Below are 20,897 nucleotides of genomic sequence, written 5' to 3' on the forward strand. Positions count from 1 at the left end.
GGTTACCTTTGTGAATCTAAAATTCTAACGCGTGCTTTCAACCCTTTCTATTTCTAATTACGCATTAATTGATCGTCTAGAAGTTGACTTCAATAAAGGTTTCACTGTTATTACCGGTGAAACAGGAGCCGGTAAATCTATTTTACTAGGTGGTTTGTCATTGGTGCTCGGTAAGCGGGCAGATTTATCTTCATTACGGGTAAAAGATCAGAAATGTATTATAGAAGGTACGTTTAAAATTGATACGTACGGATTACAGAATTTTTTCGAAGAAAATGATTTGGACTATGAAGATAGTACGGTTATTAGACGTGAAATTTTGCCAAGCGGAAAGTCAAGGGCCTTTGTGAACGATACGCCCGTTACTTTAGGTGTCTTATCAACTTTGGGTGAAAATTTAATAGATATACATTCACAGCACCAGACCATGCAACTTACCGAAAACGACTTTCAGTTAAAACTGGTAGATGCATTGGCAAACAATCAAAAAAGATTATCGGTATACAGAAAAGATTTAAAAGCTTACCGTAAGACGCAAAAAGAACTTGAGAAGCTGATCGAAGTGCAAAGTTCAGCAAATAAAGAGCAAGATTACAATACGTTTTTGTTAGAAGAGTTGGAAAAGGCACCTTTAAAAGTTGGTATTATTGAAGAGCTGGAAGAAGAATATGAGCAGTTGAACAATGTTGAGCTGATTATGGAGCAATTGTCTAAAGGGGATCAATTATTCAATGATGAGCAGATAGGTGTATTGCCCTTGGTGGCCGAAATGCGCCAATCTCTCTCTAAATTGGTAGATTTTGGCGGCAGCTATAAGGATTTGTTCGAGCGTGTAAAATCTGTAATGATAGAATTAGATGATATTAGTACGGAATTACAGCAGCTGCAAGAAGGTGTAGAGGCCAATCCAGATCAATTGGAACAAGTAAGCAATAAATTACAGTTACTATATAACCTATTAAAAAAGCACAATGTCAGTGATATTGCAGAATTGATTGTTATAAAGAACGATCTTGCCGATAAAGTCTTTGAAACTGCCAATTTAGATGATAAAATTGCGGCTAAAAAAACTGATATAGAGGACATGGCATCTGCATTAGAATCTAAAGCAATTGCGTTAAGGGAAAAGAGAAACTCCGTAATTCCTCAATTAAAGAAAAAATTGGAAACGGATTTGGGGCTGTTGGGTATGCCAAGTGCATCGTTTGAAATTAAATTACATGATGCCGAAACATTCACTACAACCGGTAAAGATGAGCTTTCATTTTTATTTACTGCAAATAGAGGTGGTAGCTATGGAGAATTAAAGAAAGTAGCATCTGGTGGTGAACTATCAAGAATAATGTTAGTGATAAAAGCGATACTTGCCAAGTATGAAAAATTGCCAACGATCATGTTCGATGAAATTGATACCGGTGTATCTGGTGAAATCTCTGACCGTATGGCAGATATCATGAAAGATATGAGTGCAGATCTGCAGGTATTCTCTATCACGCATCTACCCCAGGTAGCATCAAAAGGTAATAATCATTTTAAAGTTTTTAAAACTGAAGCTAAGGAGCGTACAATGACTAACTTAAAGAAATTGACAGATGATGAAAGAGTGGTAGAGTTGGCGCATATGCTAAGCGGTAAAGATTTGTCAGATTCTGCCCTGGCACATGCAAAGGAGCTTTTAAGTTCATCCACCGGTAATTGATACTATAGACTATAGGGTATTCTATATTTACTCAAATGATGCTGAATTTCTACGCATATATTAGCGCTATTGTTTTAGGGTATTTAAGTGGTACATCAATTCGCTATTAACATATTTTAGATATCTTTGAATTTTAAATTTAACTATACAATCGACCATCATGGGATATAACTTATTAAAAGGTAAAAGGGGAATTATATTTGGAGCACTAGATGAAAATTCTATTGCATGGAAAACGGCACAAACGGTACACGCAGAAGGTGGTACGTTTGTTTTAACAAACGCCCCAATTGCAATGAGAATGGGTCAAATAGACCAATTGGCAAAAGAAACCGGTTCAGAAATTATACCTGCAGACGCAACAAGTGTTGAAGACCTTGATAATTTGGTGGCAAAAGCAGTTGAAATATTAGGAGGGAAAATCGATTTTGTATTACATTCCATCGGTATGTCTGTAAACGTACGTAAAGGTAGGGCGTATACAGATGAGAAGTATGATTTTACTCAAAAAGGATGGGATGTTTCGGCATTATCATTTCATAAGGTAATGCAATCATTGTACAAAGCAGATGCAATGAACGAGTGGGGTAGTATTGTAGCGCTTACTTACATGGCAGCTCAAAGAACTTTCCCTGATTACAATGACATGGCAGATAATAAAGCATATTTAGAATCTGTAGCCCGTAGTTTTGGATATTTCTTCGGTAAAGAGAAAAAAGTACGTGTAAATACTATTTCACAATCACCTACGGCTACTACTGCTGGGCAAGGAGTAAAAGGTTTTGACGGGTTCATTAGTTATGCGGAAAAAATGTCTCCGTTAGGTAATGCATCGGCTCAAGATTGTGCAGATTATACCATAACCTTATTTTCAGATCTTACGAGAAAGGTAACAATGCAGAACTTGTTTCATGACGGCGGTTTCTCTAATACAGGGGTTAGCCAAGAAGTTATAGAGAAGTTTTAATCAAGATTTAAATTTTCCAATTTCATTGGAGCCTATTCATAAAAGGAGAGTTATAATGAACTTATCGTTTTCTTTTATCATTCCTGTATACAATAGACCCAATGAAATTAAGGAGTTGTTGGATAGTCTACGTTTACAGACCTATGACAATACTTTTGAGGTGGTCATCGTTGAAGACGGTTCTACTATTTCATCTGAAGAAGTAATAGGTGATTATGTAGACTATTTGGCAATTTCATATTATAAAAAGCCTAATTCTGGTCCCGGTGATTCCCGTAATTATGGTATGGCTAGGGCAAAGGGTAATTATTTTATTGTGTTGGACTCTGACTGTATTTTGCCCCCACAGTATCTTGTTGAAGCTGAGAAAAGTTTAAGGGATGATTTTGTGCATTGTTATGGTGGGCCGGATGCGGCGCATGAATCATTTTCTACCGTGCAAAAAGCCATAAATTATGCAATGACTTCTTTTTTGACCACAGGCGGAATTCGTGGTGGTAAAAAAGCGGTAGATAAATTTCAGCCCAGAAGTTTTAATATGGGCATTTCTAAAGAAGCTTTTGAGAATGTTGGCGGTTACGGCAACATTCATCCGGGTGAAGATCCAGATCTTACCATACGCATTTGGAACAAAGGCTATAAAACCAAATTGATTTCAGAGGCATTTGTGTATCATAAAAGACGAATAGACTGGAACAAATTTTATATTCAGGTCAATAAATTTGGGATGGTACGCCCTATATTAAATAAGTGGCATCCAGAAACTAAGAAAATCACGTATTGGTTTCCTACCGTGTTTTGCTTAGGGTTATTGGGCTCAATTATATTGGCGATAGCAGGGTTTATGGTGCCATTGTATTTTTATTCTTTATACTATCTGTTATTATTCATAGATGCCCTTAGAAAAACCAGTAATTTAAAAGTAGCCTTCCTGTCTTTAGTGGCAACAGCGATACAATTTTTTGGATATGGATACGGGTTTTTAAAATCAACCTTGTATATTAATTTCTCAAGTAAAAAGCCGGAGGAAATTTTTCCGAAATTATTTTTTAGTTAAAAGTGATGGAACGATTAGTAGAGTGGATAAAGACAGGACTTAAAAAGAGAAAGGTAAAAGTTTTTCTGGTATTCTTGTTGTGTGCCTCTCTAGCATGGTTAATCAACAAATTATCACTGACCTACACTAACAATACTACTTTTAAAGTTGAGTATATTAATGTTCCCAAAGAATTTTTATTGGCCAACACTCCTAAAGAAGAGATTGAGGTACGGCTACAAGCAGCGGGCTTTCAGTTTTTAGGCTATGAACTTAAACCTAAGCATGTACAATTAGATGTTAGCAAAGTAATGCACAAAGACGAGGCATATTATTTATCTGCAGATCAAATAAGAATACAATTAGAATCCCAGCTTAATAATTATAGTACCTTAACTGATTTTGATAGCGATGCTATATATTTTGATTTTACATCTTTAGAAACAAAAAAAGTGCCGGTAAAAGCTTTGGTAGATTTAACCTTTGCATCTAATCATATTCTTGAAGGCGAGATTAAAGTTGAGCCAGATTCAATACAAATTTCAGGACCTAAAAGCCAAATAGATACCATTAATCAAATCAAGACCACATTGTTTAAATCTGATTATATAAATAGCTCATTCTCAAATGAAATAAATCTACAGCTGCCAACACAATTAAAAGGAACAACTTTTTCAAGTAATAGTGTTACTATATCTGGTAAGGTGGTCAAGTTTTCGGAACAAGTTATTCAGGTTCCGGTTCATGTTATTAACCTGCCGGAAAATATTAAGGTTCGTACATTTCCTGAAATTGTTGAAGTACGTTGTCAGGGTACATTAGAGCATTTGAAAGAATTAGAGGTAGAAGATTTTTCGGTAGAGGCAGATTATTTAAAAGTTTCAAAAGAAACAGGAAATAGATTGTCTGTAACACTAAAAAAGTATCCAAGAGTATTACATAATGCCATAATGAATACGAATGAGGTTGAATTTATACTTCGAAGAGAATGATAACAATTGGTTTAACAGGAGGTATAGGTAGCGGAAAATCTACTGTTGCATCAATGTTCAAAGATCTAGGTGTGCCGGTCTATGATTCTGATCAAAGGGCAAAGCATTTAATGAATTCTTCTAAAGCAATTCATGACCAGTTGGTTGAATTATTAGGAGAGGAGGCGTTTCTTGATGGTAAATTAAATAGACCGTTTATAGCTAGTAAAGTTTTTAATGACAAGAACTTGTTGGCAAAACTTAATGACATAGTTCATCCGGTAGTTAGGGAAGATTTTGTAGCATGGGCCAAAAATCAAAATGCAAGATATGTAATTCAAGAAACGGCATTACTGTTCGAAAATAAATCTCAAGCATTGTATGATGAAGTTATTTTGGTTACTGCACCAAAAGAAGTAAGAATTGGTCGTGTATTGGCTAGGGATAATACAACAAGAGCGCAAGTTGAAGCACGTATGGACAATCAACTTGAAGACAAAATTAAATTAGAGTTGGCCAATTTTGTTATAGAAAATATTGATTTGGAAATTACTAAGGAAAAAGTGCTTCAAGTCCACGCATCTATCCTTACTGAACACTAGTTATTTAGCAATTTTAACATTTTTGTTAAGGTTAGGTTAAACGTACTTACCTCTAACTGTTAAATCTTTAATTTTAACACCCAATGAACAAAAAGTTATTTGTGCTCTTAGTGGTTTTGATGAGCCTTTCACTTGTTGGTCTGATTTTTGTTCAAAGTTTCTGGATCAGTAAATCCATAGATAGCGGAGAGGAGCAATTCTCTAGTAGTGTTTCTGAAGCATTGAACAGTGTTACCAACAAGATTACCGAAAGAGAAACCAAAAATTACTTTGATAGGTATTTACATGCAAAGGATAGTATTGGAGGAGAGCTTAAAGGTGCTCAGCTCACTAATTTTTTCTTTATTGATAGGGATATCAATTCTAATGAAATATTGTTGTACGAACACGGTATTTTAGAAGAGGATTATGGTATTTCTTCTACGTTCTTTGATAGTAGTGATGGTGCTGATACCACTATCATTAAAAATTTTACAAGTAAGCGAACTACCTCTATATTTAGGGAAGATTTTGATTTAGAAGGTAACACTCCACGTTTTAATCCTATTCAGAGGATTGAAAAAATTGGTGGTCTTAATAAGATGGAAAAGGCCGCCATGGAAGAAATGTTTATGGTTCATGCAAAACGTGTGCCTATTCATAAACGTGTTTCCAAACAAGAAATTGAATTGTTGTTACAGCGAGAGTTAGAGAATAGGGGTGTTGATATTGCTTTTGAATATGGAGTATATAGCAATGGTCTACCGACTAAGGTAAAATCTTCCAAATTTAAATACGCAGAATCAAATATCTATAAGTCTCCTATGTTTGTGGATTTTGAAGGTGTGTCAAATTTCGATTTGTTGATTTCTTTTCCCAAGAAAAAGCGATTTTTGGTACAGAATATTTTGGGTCTAGCGCTGCTTTCATTATTATTTACGATAATTATTGTAGTCGCGTATGCCGGGGCAATTTATCAACTTATACGTCAAAAACAGATATCTGAGATAAAAACAGATTTCATAAATAATATGACACATGAGTTCAAGACTCCAATCGCTACTATAAATTTGGCGGTAGAGGCAATTAGGAACCCTAAAATAATAACGGACCAAGAAAAGGTTTTGCGTTATTTACAGATGATTCGTGATGAAAATAAAAGAATGCATGCACAGGTTGAAAATGTACTTAGAATCTCTAAACTTGAAAAAAATCAGCTTGATATAAGTAAGGATAGGGTCAATGTTCACGACATTATAGAAGATGCCATTACTCACGTAGAGTTGATAGTTGATGATAGAGGTGGCTATATACATACCCATTTAGACGCTGAACGTTGCGAAGTTTTGGCCAATGAAATGCATTTTACCAATGTAATAGTCAATATGTTGGACAATGCGATCAAGTATTCTGAAGAAGCACCAAAAATAGATGTATTTACAGAGAGAGCTAAAAACTACATCATAATAAAGGTTCAGGATCAAGGTGCCGGTATGAGTAAAGCAGTGGTAAAGAAGGTATTTGAAAAATTCTATAGAGAGCACACAGGAGATTTACATAACGTTAAAGGACATGGATTAGGATTGTCTTACGTTAAAAAAATAGTTGAAGACCACCAAGGCGAAGTATATGCCGAAAGTGAAAAAGGAAAAGGAAGTACATTTTACATAAAATTGCCGTTAATATAAAAATATATGGAAACAATAAACAAGAAAATACTTTTAGTAGAGGATGACCCAAATTTTGGGATTGTATTGAAAGATTATTTGTCAATGAATGACTTTGACGTCACGTTGGCAAAGAATGGAATGGAAGGTTTTGAGAAGTTCAAAAAAGATAATTATGATATCTGTATTTTAGATGTGATGATGCCTTATAAGGACGGTTTCACATTAGCGAAAGAAATTCGTGAAAAGAATGAAAATGTACCTATTGTATTTTTGACGGCAAAAACAATGAAGGAAGATGTTCTTAAAGGATATAAAGCTGGTGCAGATGATTATTTGAACAAGCCTTTTGATTCTGAGGTATTGTTAATGAAATTGAAGGCTATCTTGCAGAGAAAAGCTTCTAATGGCTTGGCAGATAGTAAGAAGTTTGAGTTTACGATCGGTGGCTTTCACTTAAATTCAAAATTAAGATTCTTAAAATATAAAGACGAAGAGTCAATTAAACTTTCTCCAAAAGAGAACGAATTGCTACGTTTGTTAGCTTTACATGAGAATGATTTAATGCCAAGGGAATTGGCATTGACAAAGATTTGGAGAGATGATAATTATTTTACCTCTCGTAGCATGGATGTTTATATTGCAAAATTACGTAAGTATCTAAAAGTTGATGATACTGTTGAAATACTAAATATACATGGAGAAGGTTTCCGTTTAGTTGTAAAGGCAGAGGGAGAATAATTTTCTTAAGAACTAGTATAAAAAAAGCATCCTTTCCGGATGCTTTTTTATTTTATAGCTTTTCAATTATTTCCTTTACAATCTCATTGGGAGTCTGATCAATGGATACCGTTAGCGCATCTTTAGGAGTTTCAAGGTCATCAAATTGAGATTGTAATAAGCCTTTAGGCATGTAGTGGTTTTTGCGATTGTTAAGTCTAGCTTCTATAAGTTCAAAACTACCGTCCAAAAAAACGAATTGATGTTTATTCTCTAAATTTTTACCAAGTATAGCTCTGTATTTTTCTTTTAGGGAAGAGCAAACAATTACCGCTCCTGTAGCTAAATTTTCTAAACCTACCTCGTTAAGTTTTTCTAACCAACCTTGTCGATCATCATCGTTTAACGGGTGACCTTCACTCATTTTCTTCACATTTGCTTCTGGATGAAAACTGTCGCCATCAAAAAAAGGAAATTGTAATTTCTCTGCCAATAGTTGCCCAATGGTAGATTTTCCGCTGCCTGAAACACCCATTAGATATAAAATTTGTTTTTTAACCATGTTTTAAATTTACAATTTCATTATCAATTTTAGACAAAAGTGTTGTAGGCTCATAATCAAAATCAATCCATTTGGTATTTTTATTTCTCAAAAACCAAGTAAGTTGTCTTTTTGCAAATCTTCGTGTATTCTTCTTAATTTCAGAAATTGCGAATTCTAAAGTCCATTCGCCAGAAAAATACTTAAAAAGCTCCTTGTAGCCAACCGTTTGCAAAGCGTTCAAATCTTTAAAATCTGCCAAGCCCTCAACTTCCTGTAAAAGTCCTGCGTCCATCATTAAATCAACACGTTGGTTGATGCGTTCATAAATAATGGGTCTATCGGCTTTTAAGCCAATGGATACTACTTTGAATTCTCTTTCTGGCTTTGGTTTATTAAGAAACGAAGAATAGGTAGAGCCGCTGCCAATGGTAACTTCTAATGCTCTGATAACTCTTTGTGGATTTTGAATGTCAACCTTTTCAAAATATACAGGATCAAGTTGCTTTAATTTTACTTGTAAAGCTTCTATACCTTTTTCAGCTAGCTCTTTGTTCAAATCTTCTCGAATAGATGGATCAATGTTTGGGAAGTCGTTTAGACCATCTGTAACGGCATTTACATATAGTCCGCTGCCGCCAACCATAATAACCACATCATGGGTTTTAAAAAGATGAGATAATTTATCAATAGCTTCCCTTTCAAAATCGCCTACTGTATACTGTTCACTAATGCTTTTATGTTGTATAAAATGATGTTTTGCTTGTGATAGCTCTTCTAAACTTGGAACCGCGGTACCAATATTCATTTCTTTAAAAAACTGTCTGGAATCTGCCGATATAATTTCGGTATTATAATGCTGCGCCAAGAGAATTGCCAATTTGGTCTTGCCAATGGCAGTTGGGCCTACTACCGATATAAGAATTTTATTCATTTAAAATAGATCCACAGTTATAACAATGTGTAGCGTCATCTCTATGGCCTTCTTTACTACAGGTTGGGCAACATTGCGTATTGATATGGACATAACTTCCTGATGTCTTAAGGTCTGATGTATCTTTACTTTGCTTAGAAAATTCGGCGGTAACCATACCCGTAGGTACCGCAATGATGCCATAACCTAATAACATAATAATGGTTGCAATTGCTTGACCTTGTGGTGTAATCGGTGCAATATCACCATAGCCTACTGTAGTAAGTGTCACTATGGTCCAATAAATACTTGTGGGTATGCTTGTAAATCCTGCTTCATCACCTTCAACTAAATACATAAGTGTTCCCATCATTACCGAAGCAATAAGTACTGCAAACAGAAACACCGTAATTTTTGCCCTACTGGCCTTTAAGGCTCTTTTAAGTTGGGAAGCTTCGCCCAGAAAACGAGCAAGTTTTAAAATACGGAAAACCCGTAATAATCTAAATGCCCTAACCGCTAGTAATACCTGCGATCCGGCAAAAATATAGGAGATGTATAATGGTATGGTAGATAAAAAGTCTATAATGCCATAAAAACTAAAAATATAGGCGCTTGGTTTTCTTATAGATATAATTCTTGCAATATATTCAATGGTGAAGAAAATGGTAACGACCCATTCAAGCACAAATAAAATATCATGATATTCGGCATCAATAGCTTTTACACTTTCTAGCATGATAAGAATGACACTGAAAATTATGATTATGAAGAGAATTATATCGAACAATTTACCCATAGGGGTGTCCGCTTCATAAATTATTTCATGAATTTTATGTTTCCAAGGTGAAAGTTTTTCTTCTTCTTTCAAACTATTCGTTTATTTCTATTATTTTAAGTACCCTCTTCTTTCTTAAATACGATTCAATAAGATAATTGGCGTCAAGAGTACCGTTCATTGGTGTAATTATACTTTCTAATATATGAATATTATTTATTTGATAGTTCAAATCATAGAACCCAAAGCCCACTAAAGAGCCATTTTTAATTAAAATAGCACTTTGTTCGCCAATTTCTCGACCTTTGTCCACCACAATAACTTTTTTGCCTTTAATGCTATTTTGTGTAGTTGCCGCAATTACGCGTTTATTATATTCCTCAATACTTTCTTTATTGATACATGCTCCATTACAAGTGTTATTATCATAACCTGAACAATTATTTCGAGCTTCGCTAATACCGTTTACTTTTTCGCAAAGTTGAAACTCTTTGGTAATCTTGTACAAGTAATTCTTAGCACTGAATACACCGTTAAAAAGCCAAATGCTCTCTTTACATTCTCTATAAGGCTTAATATCTAGGGCAAAATAGCCATTTTCATTGACGCTTTTACAGATAGCATGACTGTACATTCTTTTTTTGGGGATGGTGCTATATTTTGGCCTAAGTTTTAATAGCTCTTCATGTTCTTTTAAAATGGCAATAAGTTCGTTGCCGGTAAGTTCAAAAGTTACCTTTTTAGTGTCTTTGGTTAATTTTCTGGACTTGGTATTGGTCTTGGTAAAAATTTGGTTGACCCTCTTTTTAATGTCGTTCGATTTGCTAAGGTGGATGATCTCCCCATCCTTATCATGCATGTAAAAAACTCCGGTTTTATTCGGTAAGTCTCTTACTATATCCAATTGTTTTTCAGATAGTTCGCCCTGTGTTTCTTTTCTGATAGTGTCTTTAATGATTATTTTTTCAGAATCTTTGGCAAGTAACAGTTTAAACAATTTTATAGTAGCCAAGGCATCACCGTTTGCACGGTGTCTGTCACTTACCGGTATGCCCAAAGATCGTACCAATTTACCAAGACTATAGGATTCGGCATCTGGTAGTAATAACTTTGAAAGATCTACGGTGCAAAGGGTTTTGCGTTCAAAATTATAACCTAAACGTCTAAATTCCGTTCTTAAAATTCTATAATCGAACTGGGCATTATGGGCTACAATGACCGTATCTTCTGTAATTTCTATAATGCGTTTGGCTACCTCGTAGAATTTAGGTGCAGTTCTTAGCATTTTGCTATTAATTCCGGTAAGTTTCACAACAAAAGGTTGTATTTCCCTTTCCGGATTTACCAAGCTAATGAATTTGTCGACTACCTTTTGTCCATCAAATTTGTGAATAGCAATTTCGGTGATACCCTCCTCATTAAATTTTCCTCCAGTAGTTTCAATATCTAAAATTGCGTACATGTAATAGTTTATAAATTATGGGGTAGATCTCTAGATATTAATTTCTTGATCCAAAGATACTACTTCCTATACGTACCATGGTACTGCCTTCTTCTATAGCTATTTTGTAATCACCGCTCATACCCATAGAAAGAGTGGTAAAATCCGAATAAGTACTTTGAAGTTTTACGAAAAGGGATTTAAGACTACTGAACTCTCTACGTACTTGTTCCATATTATCGGTAAAGGTAGCCATACCCATTAATCCTTCAATTTTTACATTTTTAAAGGCCTTAAATTCTTCATTATCAACTAGATCAAGTAGCTCTTCTTCGTTAAAGCCAAACTTGGTGTCTTCCTCGGCAATATGTACCTGAAGTAAACATGGGATAATGCGGTTATGCTTTTTTGCTTGTTTATTAATTTCTGCCAATAATCTAGGGCTGTCGACCCCGTGGACCAAAGAAACATACTCGGCCACATATTTAACCTTGTTGCGTTGAAGGTGCCCTATCATGTGCCATTTAATATCTTTTGGTAAGTTCTCCCACTTTTCCGTCATTTCTTGAACCCTATTCTCTCCAAAAACGCGTTGTCCTTGATCATATGCCTCTTGAAGGTATGATATTGGTTTTGTTTTTGAAACGGCAACCAAGGTAACGGACTCGGGAATGGTATCTTTTATGGCTAATAAGTTTTCTTTTATAGACATATATTTTACAGTTCTTAAGGACTCTTATTTTTTAAATTGACTTGATACTACCTCTGCCTTTCTATTTTCTGAATAATCATAAAAGCCTTCACCGGATTTTACACCTTTTTTGCCTGCCATGACCATATTAACAAGTAATGGCGATGGTGCATATTTAGGATTTTTAAATCCGTCGTGCATAACGTTTAAAATGGAAAGACAAACATCTAAACCAATGAAATCAGCTAATTGTAATGGTCCCATAGGGTGCGCCATTCCCAACTTCATTACCGTATCTATTTCTTCAACACCTGCAACGCCATGATGTAAGGTTTCAATAGCTTCATTGATCATGGGCATTAAAATTCTATTTGCCACGAAACCAGGATAGTCATTTACTTCCGTTGGAGTCTTACTTAATTTTTCGGAAAGTTCCATGATAGCTGTAGTGGTCTCGTTAGAAGTACTATATCCACGAATAATCTCTACTAATTTCATAATAGGAACCGGATTCATAAAATGCATTCCTATCACCTTATCAGGTCTACTGGTAGCGGCAGCTATCTGTGTTATTGAAATTGAAGAAGTATTTGAAGCTAAAATGGTATTAGCGTCGCAAACGTCATCAAGTTCTTTAAAGATTTTAAGTTTTATAGTTACATTTTCTGTGGCAGCTTCAATAGCTAGATCAACATTAGATACACCAAGCTTTAACTCTTTAAAAGGTGTAATGTTGACAAGCGTATTTTTTTTGTCATTTTCACTGATTTTATCTTTCGCCACCATACGGTCAAGGTTTTTTGTAATGGTAGCAATACCTTTGTCCAATGCATCTTTAGAAACATCAATTAGGTGTACTTTAAAATTGTTTTGGGCAAATACGTGGGCAATACCATTACCCATAGTACCAGCACCTATAACTGCAACTGTTTTCATATTTTATTTGGATTAAATGCTGCAATAATCTGTAATGCAACTTTTAGTGCTTGTGTTCCTTGTTTTAAACTTACTATAGGAGTTGAATTTTTTGTAATAGCATCCGCAAAAGACTCTAGTTCATCTAAAATGGCGTTATTGCTCTCAATGGACGGATTTTCAAAATAAATCTGTTTTTTAACGCCTTCCGCATTTTGTAAGATCATATCAAAATCACCCGGTTCTTTTGGGGCATCTTTCATTTTTACGACCTCAACTTTCTTTTCAAGAAAATCAACGGATATATACGCGTCTTTTTGAAAAAATCTGGATTTTCTCATATTCTTTAAAGAAATTCTACTGGCCGTTAAATTTGCTACGCAACCATTTGCGAACTCTAAGCGTGCGTTTGCAATATCCGGTGATTGACTAATGACCGAAACACCGCTGGCATTTACCTGTACCACTTCAGAATTAACAACACTTAATATAGCGTCGATATCATGAATCATTAAATCAAGAACTACAGGTACATCTGTGCCTCTAGGATTAAATTCTGCCAATCTATGTGCCTCAATGAACATTGGTTCTTTTATGGCATGTTTTACGGAAGTAAACGCAGGGTTAAAACGTTCTACATGACCCACTTGTCCTTTAATGCCATATTCTTTTTCTAAGGCCAGTAATGAATTAGCTTCCTCTAAGGTATGGGTAATAGGTTTTTCAATAAATATGTGCTTACTTTTCCCAATTGCTTTCTTTGCACAATCATAATGAGAAAGGGTAGGGGTTACAATATCTACAACATCAACGGCATTAATGAGATCATCAAGATTTTGGAAATAAGTATATCCAAATTCAGAACTAACCTTTTCGCCATTAGAACTGTCCGCATCGTAAAAACCGACAAGTTCATATTTTTGAGATTCTTTTAGAAGTCTAAGATGTATCTTGCCTAAATGCCCAGCTCCTAAAACACCAACTTTTAACATTTATTTCGTTTTCCTCAAAAATACGCATAGTTAGGTACTTTTATCCTATGCTGTATTTCAAATTTGGAAAAAAATAAGGATAAGTTTTTGCTTGTACTACCATCATATAAAGAACTTTGTTAACTTTGAGGTACAAACCGACTACCATTGAAAGATACCTTAAAACACAGGGGAATGCGCAATCATTTAGCGCAAGTATTGATAAACAAAGGAATAGCCGATAAAAAGGTTTTGGATGCCGTAAGGGAAATACCTAGACATTTATTTATGGATAGTAGTTTTGAGGGGCATGCTTATCAAAACAAAGCATTTCCTATAGCTGCCAATCAAACAATTTCTCATCCGTACACGGTTGCATTTCAAACTGAATTGTTAGAATTGGAACCAGGGCAAAAAGTTTTGGAAATTGGCACCGGTAGCGGTTACCAAACAGCGGTACTTCTAAAATTAAAAGTTAAGGTCTATACTGTTGAAAGACAGTTAGAGTTGTTTAAAAAAACCAGCATCTTTTTTAAAAAAATGGGTTACAGGCCAAAGCAGGTAATTTTTGGCGATGGATATAAAGGATTGCCAAAGGAAGCTCCATTTGATAGAATTATTGTAACCGCTGGTGCACCAGAAGTGCCCAAAGCTTTATTATCTCAGTTGAAAGTTGGCGGTAGATTGGTAATACCAATTGGTTTTGAAGAACAAATAATGACTTTGTTCGTTAGAACTACGGAAAAAGAATTTTCAAAGACGGAGTACGGTTCGTTTAGATTTGTACCGTTATTGGAGAATAAGAATTAGCCGTTAAAATTTTTCTTTATACGATCAAGATCTCTCTTGTTATCGCGATCTTTAATAGATTCTCTTTTGTCGTAAAGTTTTTTACCTTTTGCCAATGCAATTTGCATTTTGGCAAATCCTCTTTCATTGACAAAAACGCGTAGTGGAACAATCGTTAAACCAGAAGTATTTACTTCCTTACTAAGTTTTTTTAATTCTCTTCTCTGCAAGAGTAATTTTCGTTCTGCCTTTGGTTTATGGTTAAAGTGAGATGCATGGGAATATTCATCAATTTGCATGTTTATTACAAAAAGCTCCTCTTTGTCATTAAATTCACAAAAACTTTCTGAAATAGACGCTCGTCCTTCCCTAATAGCCTTTATTTCAGTACCTGCCAGTACGATACCTGCTGTATATTTATCCAAAAGCTCATATTCAAAACGAGCTCTTTTGTTCTTAATGTTTATAGTATTCTGCATCACAAGCAAAAGTAATAACATTTCAATGAATGTCTTATACTTTTAAAATTTATTGCTAACTATATATATTGTTGTTAGTATTAATCAGGGCAGTTACAATTAAAAATCAATTTTTCAACCGAAGGTGTACCGTTAATAATTTTAACTATAAATAACGTACCATTTTCGCTATCGTCAATATCATAATACTTTTGTTCGTCAATTAACTTATTGACAAATTCAGGAGTAGTGTTACTGTGACCTACTATTAGGACATTGTTGTTTAAATTATCGGCCTTAAATTGTGCAATATCAATGGTGCTTGGGTCGTAGTACTGTACATCTATATTTTGTTTAACCGATGTAGGTGCTGCCGTCATTGCCGTTCTATTGTAGTCAGTTGAGTAAATGGCGTTAAGTTCCGTGTCTGCAAGAATTTCTGCCCAATGCATAGCTCTTCCTAATCCTTTTTGGTTAAGTTCTGGGTCAGGGTCGTCTGGATTGTTTCTATTTTTTTCGGCATGTCTAATAAGATAAAATGTCGAAATTGATGTTTGTTCTTGCGCTGTATCATTTACTGGCTCATCTTTGCAAGAAAGATTGATTGCTAGAAATATTAAAAGAACAATTTTTAATGCTTTCATGAAATTTTGTTTGGTGTATTAATTTAATAACTAAAATTACTTCAAAATAGTACTATAAATAGTCTATTTTTTGTTTTTTTGCATATGAAAAAAATTTGTGGGGCACTTCTTATCGGTTTTGTAGTTCTAGGTCTTAAGGCCCAAGAGGTCGTACTTCCTACTGATTTCAGGCAGCAAAATCTCACTGAATACAACAGTAGTTTAATAAATCCGGCTTATAGTTTAGGTCGTAACAATCCCTCATCTGTAGCATTGTGGACTAGATGGCAATGGCAGTCTTATGATGGAGACCCAACAACGTTATTCTTAAATTATACGGCAAGGCTGAATGATGTTTCTGCCGCAGGTGTTGGTTTTTTTCAGCATAATACAGGAATTTTTCTTAATACGGGAGCTGCTCTAAATTATGCTCACACCATAGAATTAAGTGATGGAGTAATTTTAGGTGCTGGTTTAAACGTTTTCGCTTTTCAACAAAAATTAGCGGACGATCGTTTTTTTGTACCGAACCCCATACAGACCACTGCAGAAAACGATTTCATATTACAAATGGCGCCAGGCGTTAATTTAAGTATAGACAGGTTCAATATTGGATTGGTCTCTGAAAACCTTTTCGATTATAATTTTACCTCCAACGAGCGTAACACAAGTCCTGAAGATAGAATGTTTCAGACTTTGGTGAGCTATGATTTTCCTGTTAGTGTATTAAGTACGGATGATAATTCAGTTTTAAGACCTATGCTATATTATAAGACTATCCCTGGATTGGATAATCAAATAGGGCTGACTACATTATTGACTACAGATAAATATTGGGCACAGGCCGGTTATAATAGTTTTTACGGGTTTTCCGGTGGTTTAGGGGGGCGTTTCTTTAAACGATTGTCTTTTGGTGCATTGATTGAAGTGGGAACAAGTTCAGAATTAAAAGGACAAGATCCGTCATTTGAATTGGTAACATCTTATAAACTGGGAACCTTACGTACACCAGAGGAGAAACTTGAAGAACAGTTAATTGCGGAGGAGCAAAAACGTAAACAGGAAATTTTGGTAAAACAAGAAGATAATGTAATTGTATCCAATGAATTGACAAAGGCAGAGAAATTGGCTCTTAAACGAGAATCTAAGAAGCAAGAACGTTTGGCACTTATTGAAAATAAAAGAATAAAGGATAGTATTCAAAATGCTTCAAGTAAACCAAAATTGGCCGTAAAAGAATCAAGAAGGGATATTAGAAGAAGAAAAGATTCTATAGAGAATGCCAGGGCAGAACAGGCTTTGGTAGCGGCCAAGGCATTGAAACAGCAAAAATTGCAAGATTCTATAGCAACGGTAAAGAAAAATGAAGCAGCTGCTTTGGCACTAGCCCAACAACGAAGGCAAGATTCTATTGCCCAAAGCCAGGCTTTGGCCATGAAAAATGAAGTAGTAAAAGTTAGGGCTGGCGAAAAATACGAGGAAGTGACAAAAGAAGGTTCCTTAGAGCCAGGTTACTACCTAATTGCCAATGTGTTTGGGACTAAAAAGTATTTAGATGCTTTTATCTTAGATATGCAAAAGCGTGGAATAAATGCTAAATCATTCTTTAGACAAAAGAATAAATATAACTATGTGTATTTGGCTAAATATAATTTTATAAAGGAAGCTAGAGAAGCTAGGGACTCTAAACTAAATGGAAAATACACTGATAAATTATGGATATTCAGGGTTACCGGAGAGTAGAAAATCTAATAGTTTTCACAGGGGTAACTTTTTGTTATAGCTTTACGTAATTATAGATTTACTTTAATTCCCTTTTAATAAGAACATCTAAATAGGTAACTGTATTCAATAAGTATTTGCGATCTTTTGTTAAGGTAGCCATTGAAATTGCGCCTTGTATAATTGTAAATAGTTGTTTTGAGAATTGCAAAGGAGATACCGGTAGTTTAAATTCTCCGTTATTAATGCCGTTTTCAAAAACCAAAGCAATTTTTCCTTCAATTTCCTTGACAGTTTCTTTTGCTGCAGCTGCAAGTAGTTTATTATTGTGTTGGGCATCAATACCAACGTTTAAAATAGGGCAACCACCCATATTCAAAGTAAAAATGTCATATTTTTTATAGAAGTTGATCAAATTATTAATTTTGTCCATGGCCTTGCCGTCAATTGACAATTGCTCGTCAATGGCAGTAAGTAATAAACTTCTATTATATTCAAAAGCAGCTAGGGCAAGTGCTTCTTTGTTTTCAAAATTACCATAAAGCGCACCTTTGGTTAAGTTGGTGGCGCCGGTTAAATCACTCATACTAGTGCCCACATATCCATGTTTGTTAAAAACAGGTGCGACAGTCTCAATAATAAATGCAGTTGTTCTTTCGGCTTTGGTTGACATAATAGACTGTTTTAATGCGAATATAAATAATCTATACTGTATGGTATATACTGTTTATAAAAAAAAAGCGTCCATATATTTTATATGAACGCTTTTCTAACAAATTATTAAAATTAAACCGTTATTTCTTCCTGATTTCTAAAGACCAGGCTATTATCAAAAGCATCTAACAACACAACGCTTTCAGCTTTGATTTCACCACTCAACAATGCTTTTGACATATTATTAAGTACTTCTTTTTGGATAGTTCTTTTTACAGGTCTTGCACCAAATTGTGGGTCATAACCTTTATCCGCCAAATAATCTATGGCTTCTTCCGTGGCATCTAAAGTAATTTGCTGATTATCCAGCATTTTCTTTAAACTCTCTAGTTGAAGCTTAACAATTTCTTTGATATTATCTTTCGTTAAAGGTGTAAACATGACTATGTCATCAATTCTATTGATAAACTCCGGTCTAACGGTCTTCTTCAATAGACCCAGCACTTCAATCCTTGCGGCTTCGGTTGCACTATAAACGTCTACGGCATTTTCAAAAGTGTCTTGGATAATGTCGCTACCCATATTGCTGGTCATGATGATAATCGTATTTTTAAAATCTGCGACCCTTCCTTTGTTATCGGTCAATCTGCCTTCATCAAGGACCTGTAATAAGATATTGAACGTATCTGGATGTGCTTTTTCGATCTCATCCAATAATACAACTGAATATGGTCTTCTGCGTACGGCTTCAGTTAATTGTCCGCCTTCATCATAACCTACATATCCTGGAGGCGCACCTACAAGTCTACTGACCGAATGTCTTTCTTGATATTCGCTCATGTCTATTCTGGTCATGGCATTTTCATCATCAAATAAATATGATGCCAAGGTTTTTGCCAATTCAGTCTTACCTACGCCGGTTGTACCTAGAAAAAGAAAAGAACCTATAGGTTTTCTTGAATCCTGCAGGCCGGCCCTACTTCTACGTATGGCATCTGAAACCGCCTCAATGGCCTCTTCTTGACCAACAACACGCTTATGGAGTACTTCTTCAAGCTTCAACAACTTTTCACGTTCGCTCTGCAACATTTTTGTGACAGGAATGCCGGTCCATTTAGCAACTACTTCGGCAATATCATCACTGGTTACCTCTTCTTTGATCAACGTACCGGAATGTTGCTGTTTAGCTAAATTGTCTTGTAGCTTAGTAAGGTTTTCTTGAGCTTCTTTTATTTTGCCGTATCTAATTTCCGCAACCTTTCCATAATCACCATTTCTTTCGGCACGCTCGGCTTCGGCTTTAAAGTTTTCAATGTCAAGTTTTGTCTGTTGAATATTGTCAACTACAGATTTTTCGCTTTCCCATTGGGCAAAAATTTCATTTCGCTCTTCCTTCAAATTTGCCAAATCTAAGTTTAGAATCTGTAGTTTTTGAGTGTCGTTCTCCCGCTTAATAGCTTCTATTTCAATTTCGATCTGCATAATCTTGCGGTCAAGAACATCTAATTCTTCAGGTTTGGAGTTTATTTCCATTCTAAGCTTAGAAGCGGCTTCATCCATAAGGTCAATGGCCTTATCTGGTAAAAATCTATTGGTGATATACCTTTGTGATAATTCTACCGCAGCAATTACCGCTTCATCTTTAATGCGCACTTTATGGTGTGCTTCATATTTTTCTTTAATACCTCTAAGAATAGAAATGGCACTCTCGGTATCTGGCTGATCTACAACTACTTTTTGAAATCTTCTTTCCAGAGCTTTGTCCTTTTCAAAATACTTTTGGTACTCGTCTAATGTAGTTGCGCCAATTGATCGTAACTCGCCTCTTGCCAAAGCTGGTTTAAGAATATTGGCCGCATCCATAGCACCTTGACCTCCGCCGGCACCAACTAAGGTATGTATTTCATCTATGAACAAAATAATATTGCCATCTGCACTAACTACCTCTTTAATAACCGCTTTCAGCCGTTCTTCGAACTCGCCCTTGTACTTTGCCCCGGCGATCAAAGCGCCCATATCTAAAGAATAAATTATTTTATCCTTTAGATTTTCAGGAATATCTCCTTGTATAATTCTATGTGCCAAACCTTCAACGATAGCCGTTTTACCTACGCCGGGTTCACCTACAAGAATGGGGTTGTTCTTTGTACGCCTTGATAGAATTTGTAGAATTCTACGAATTTCTTCATCACGCCCAATAACAGGATCCAGCTTGCCGCTATCTGCAAGTTCATTTAAGTTCTTTGCATACTTTTTTAGAGAATTATAGCTGTCTTCCGCACTTTGTGAAGTAACTTTTTCTCCATTGCGCAATTCATTTATGGCTGCTATTAAATGCTTTTCTGTAGCCCCTTGATCTTTTAAAATCTGGGCTATTTTACTTTTAGATTTTAATATGGCCAAAAAGAGATGTTCTATAGAAACATATTCATCTCCCATATTTTTAGCACTGATACTTGCTTCGTTCAGCGTTTTTCCGGCCTCTCTTGAAAATTGAATATCGCCGCCTTCTACTTTAGGAAAACTTAAAAGTTCTTTTTCTATGATTTGCTGAACCAATGAAAAGTTAATTCCCAATTTTTTTATTAAAAAGGGCATTACATTCTCTTCAACTTCTGTAAGCGCTTTAAAAATATGTTCGTTCTCAATTTGCTGATGTCCGTTATTTTGGGCAATCAGCTGGGCCTGTTGTATGGCCTCTTGTGATTTTATAGTAAAATTATTTATGTTCATTTTCTTTGGGTTTTAGTTTATTGTAAT

20 protein-coding genes are annotated in these 20,897 nt (G+C 35.2%); 9 read left to right on the forward strand and 11 right to left on the reverse strand.

What is annotated here, in order from left to right; all coding sequences use genetic code 11:
• Positions 1–31: 31 nt before the first annotated feature.
• From recN to PXC01_RS10840, 7 genes are all read left to right on the forward strand, one after another.
• Entirely contained in the window at positions 32–1,699 is a 1,668-nt protein-coding gene (recN, locus tag PXC01_RS10810; RefSeq protein WP_276472311.1) for a DNA repair protein RecN, read from the forward strand.
• Between the two features lie 160 nt (positions 1,700–1,859).
• Positions 1,860–2,666, forward strand: a complete 807-nt coding sequence (locus PXC01_RS10815) for an enoyl-ACP reductase FabI (RefSeq protein ID WP_276472312.1) — start codon at positions 1,860–1,862, stop codon at positions 2,664–2,666.
• 55 nt (positions 2,667–2,721) lie between these two features.
• Positions 2,722–3,723 (forward strand): glycosyltransferase family 2 protein, encoded by a 1,002-nt coding sequence (locus tag PXC01_RS10820; RefSeq protein ID WP_276472313.1) that lies wholly within the window; start codon positions 2,722–2,724, stop codon positions 3,721–3,723.
• A gap of 5 nt (positions 3,724–3,728) precedes the next feature.
• Positions 3,729–4,694, forward strand: a complete 966-nt coding sequence (locus PXC01_RS10825; protein ID WP_276472314.1) for a CdaR family protein — start codon at positions 3,729–3,731, stop codon at positions 4,692–4,694.
• Positions 4,691–5,275 carry a dephospho-CoA kinase gene (coaE, locus tag PXC01_RS10830; RefSeq protein WP_276472315.1) on the forward strand — a complete coding sequence of 195 codons (585 nt, stop codon included), beginning with the start codon at positions 4,691–4,693 and terminating at the stop codon, positions 5,273–5,275. Before PXC01_RS10825 ends, coaE begins: the two co-directional genes overlap by 4 nt.
• A gap of 83 nt (positions 5,276–5,358) precedes the next feature.
• The gene (locus PXC01_RS10835; RefSeq protein ID WP_276472316.1) at positions 5,359–6,942 is read left to right on the forward strand and encodes a sensor histidine kinase; all 1,584 of its coding nucleotides are present in this window, start codon (positions 5,359–5,361) and stop codon (positions 6,940–6,942) included.
• A 6-nt stretch (positions 6,943–6,948) separates the two neighbouring features.
• Positions 6,949–7,662: a response regulator transcription factor gene (locus PXC01_RS10840; RefSeq protein WP_276472317.1), complete on the forward strand. Its 714-nt coding sequence runs from the start codon at positions 6,949–6,951 to the stop codon at positions 7,660–7,662.
• 52 nt (positions 7,663–7,714) lie between these two features.
• Here PXC01_RS10840 and PXC01_RS10845 read toward each other — a convergent pair whose 3' ends face one another.
• From PXC01_RS10845 to PXC01_RS10875, 7 genes are read right to left on the reverse strand one after another with little or no spacing between them, the layout of a single operon-like run.
• On the reverse strand, positions 7,715–8,203 hold the full coding sequence (locus tag PXC01_RS10845; protein WP_276472318.1) for a gluconokinase: 489 nt from the start codon (positions 8,201–8,203) through the stop codon (positions 7,715–7,717).
• Complete coding sequence (gene miaA, locus PXC01_RS10850; protein ID WP_276472319.1) at positions 8,196–9,116, reverse strand: tRNA (adenosine(37)-N6)-dimethylallyltransferase MiaA; 921 nt, start codon at positions 9,114–9,116, stop codon at positions 8,196–8,198. The genes PXC01_RS10845 and miaA overlap by 8 nt, the downstream gene beginning before the upstream one ends.
• Entirely contained in the window at positions 9,109–9,966 is an 858-nt protein-coding gene (locus PXC01_RS10855; protein ID WP_276472320.1) for an ion transporter, read from the reverse strand. Before PXC01_RS10855 ends, miaA begins: the two co-directional genes overlap by 8 nt.
• A 1-nt stretch (position 9,967) precedes the next feature.
• On the reverse strand, positions 9,968–11,335 hold the full coding sequence (locus PXC01_RS10860; protein ID WP_276472321.1) for an exonuclease domain-containing protein: 1,368 nt from the start codon (positions 11,333–11,335) through the stop codon (positions 9,968–9,970).
• A gap of 37 nt (positions 11,336–11,372) precedes the next feature.
• A complete protein-coding gene (locus PXC01_RS10865; protein WP_276472322.1) occupies positions 11,373–12,026 on the reverse strand; it encodes a YggS family pyridoxal phosphate-dependent enzyme in 654 nt (217 codons plus the stop codon).
• A gap of 24 nt (positions 12,027–12,050) precedes the next feature.
• The gene (locus PXC01_RS10870; protein ID WP_276472323.1) at positions 12,051–12,941 is read right to left on the reverse strand and encodes a 3-hydroxyacyl-CoA dehydrogenase family protein; all 891 of its coding nucleotides are present in this window, start codon (positions 12,939–12,941) and stop codon (positions 12,051–12,053) included.
• Positions 12,938–13,912, reverse strand: coding sequence for a Gfo/Idh/MocA family protein (locus PXC01_RS10875; RefSeq protein WP_276472324.1), 975 nt, complete (start codon positions 13,910–13,912; stop codon positions 12,938–12,940). Before PXC01_RS10875 ends, PXC01_RS10870 begins: the two co-directional genes overlap by 4 nt.
• Positions 13,913–14,059: 147 nt before the next feature.
• Here PXC01_RS10875 and PXC01_RS10880 point away from each other — a divergent pair, with 147 nt between their 5' ends.
• Complete coding sequence (locus PXC01_RS10880) at positions 14,060–14,701, forward strand: protein-L-isoaspartate(D-aspartate) O-methyltransferase (RefSeq protein WP_276472325.1); 642 nt, start codon at positions 14,060–14,062, stop codon at positions 14,699–14,701.
• Here the strand turns inward: PXC01_RS10880 and smpB are convergent.
• A complete protein-coding gene (gene smpB, locus PXC01_RS10885) occupies positions 14,698–15,159 on the reverse strand; it encodes an SsrA-binding protein SmpB (RefSeq protein ID WP_276472326.1) in 462 nt (153 codons plus the stop codon). The two genes, PXC01_RS10880 and smpB, sit on opposite strands and share 4 nt — an antisense overlap.
• An 80-nt stretch (positions 15,160–15,239) precedes the next feature.
• On the reverse strand, positions 15,240–15,782 hold the full coding sequence (locus PXC01_RS10890; RefSeq protein ID WP_276472327.1) for a SixA phosphatase family protein: 543 nt from the start codon (positions 15,780–15,782) through the stop codon (positions 15,240–15,242).
• A gap of 84 nt (positions 15,783–15,866) precedes the next feature.
• Between PXC01_RS10890 and PXC01_RS10895 the strand changes: the two genes are divergently transcribed.
• The gene (locus tag PXC01_RS10895) at positions 15,867–17,504 is read left to right on the forward strand and encodes a PorP/SprF family type IX secretion system membrane protein (protein WP_276472328.1); all 1,638 of its coding nucleotides are present in this window, start codon (positions 15,867–15,869) and stop codon (positions 17,502–17,504) included.
• Positions 17,505–17,562: 58 nt separating this feature from the next.
• Here the strand turns inward: PXC01_RS10895 and PXC01_RS10900 are convergent, their stop codons facing one another.
• Both PXC01_RS10900 and clpB read right to left on the reverse strand, forming a co-directional pair.
• Positions 17,563–18,156, reverse strand: a complete 594-nt coding sequence (locus PXC01_RS10900) for a TetR/AcrR family transcriptional regulator (protein WP_276472329.1) — start codon at positions 18,154–18,156, stop codon at positions 17,563–17,565.
• A 113-nt stretch (positions 18,157–18,269) separates the two neighbouring features.
• Positions 18,270–20,870 carry an ATP-dependent chaperone ClpB gene (gene clpB / locus PXC01_RS10905; protein WP_276472330.1) on the reverse strand — a complete coding sequence of 867 codons (2,601 nt, stop codon included), beginning with the start codon at positions 20,868–20,870 and terminating at the stop codon, positions 18,270–18,272.
• Positions 20,871–20,897 lie beyond the last annotated feature (27 nt).

Source organism: Maribacter huludaoensis (genome assembly GCF_029350945.1).
Lineage (GTDB): Bacteria > Bacteroidota > Bacteroidia > Flavobacteriales > Flavobacteriaceae > Maribacter > Maribacter huludaoensis.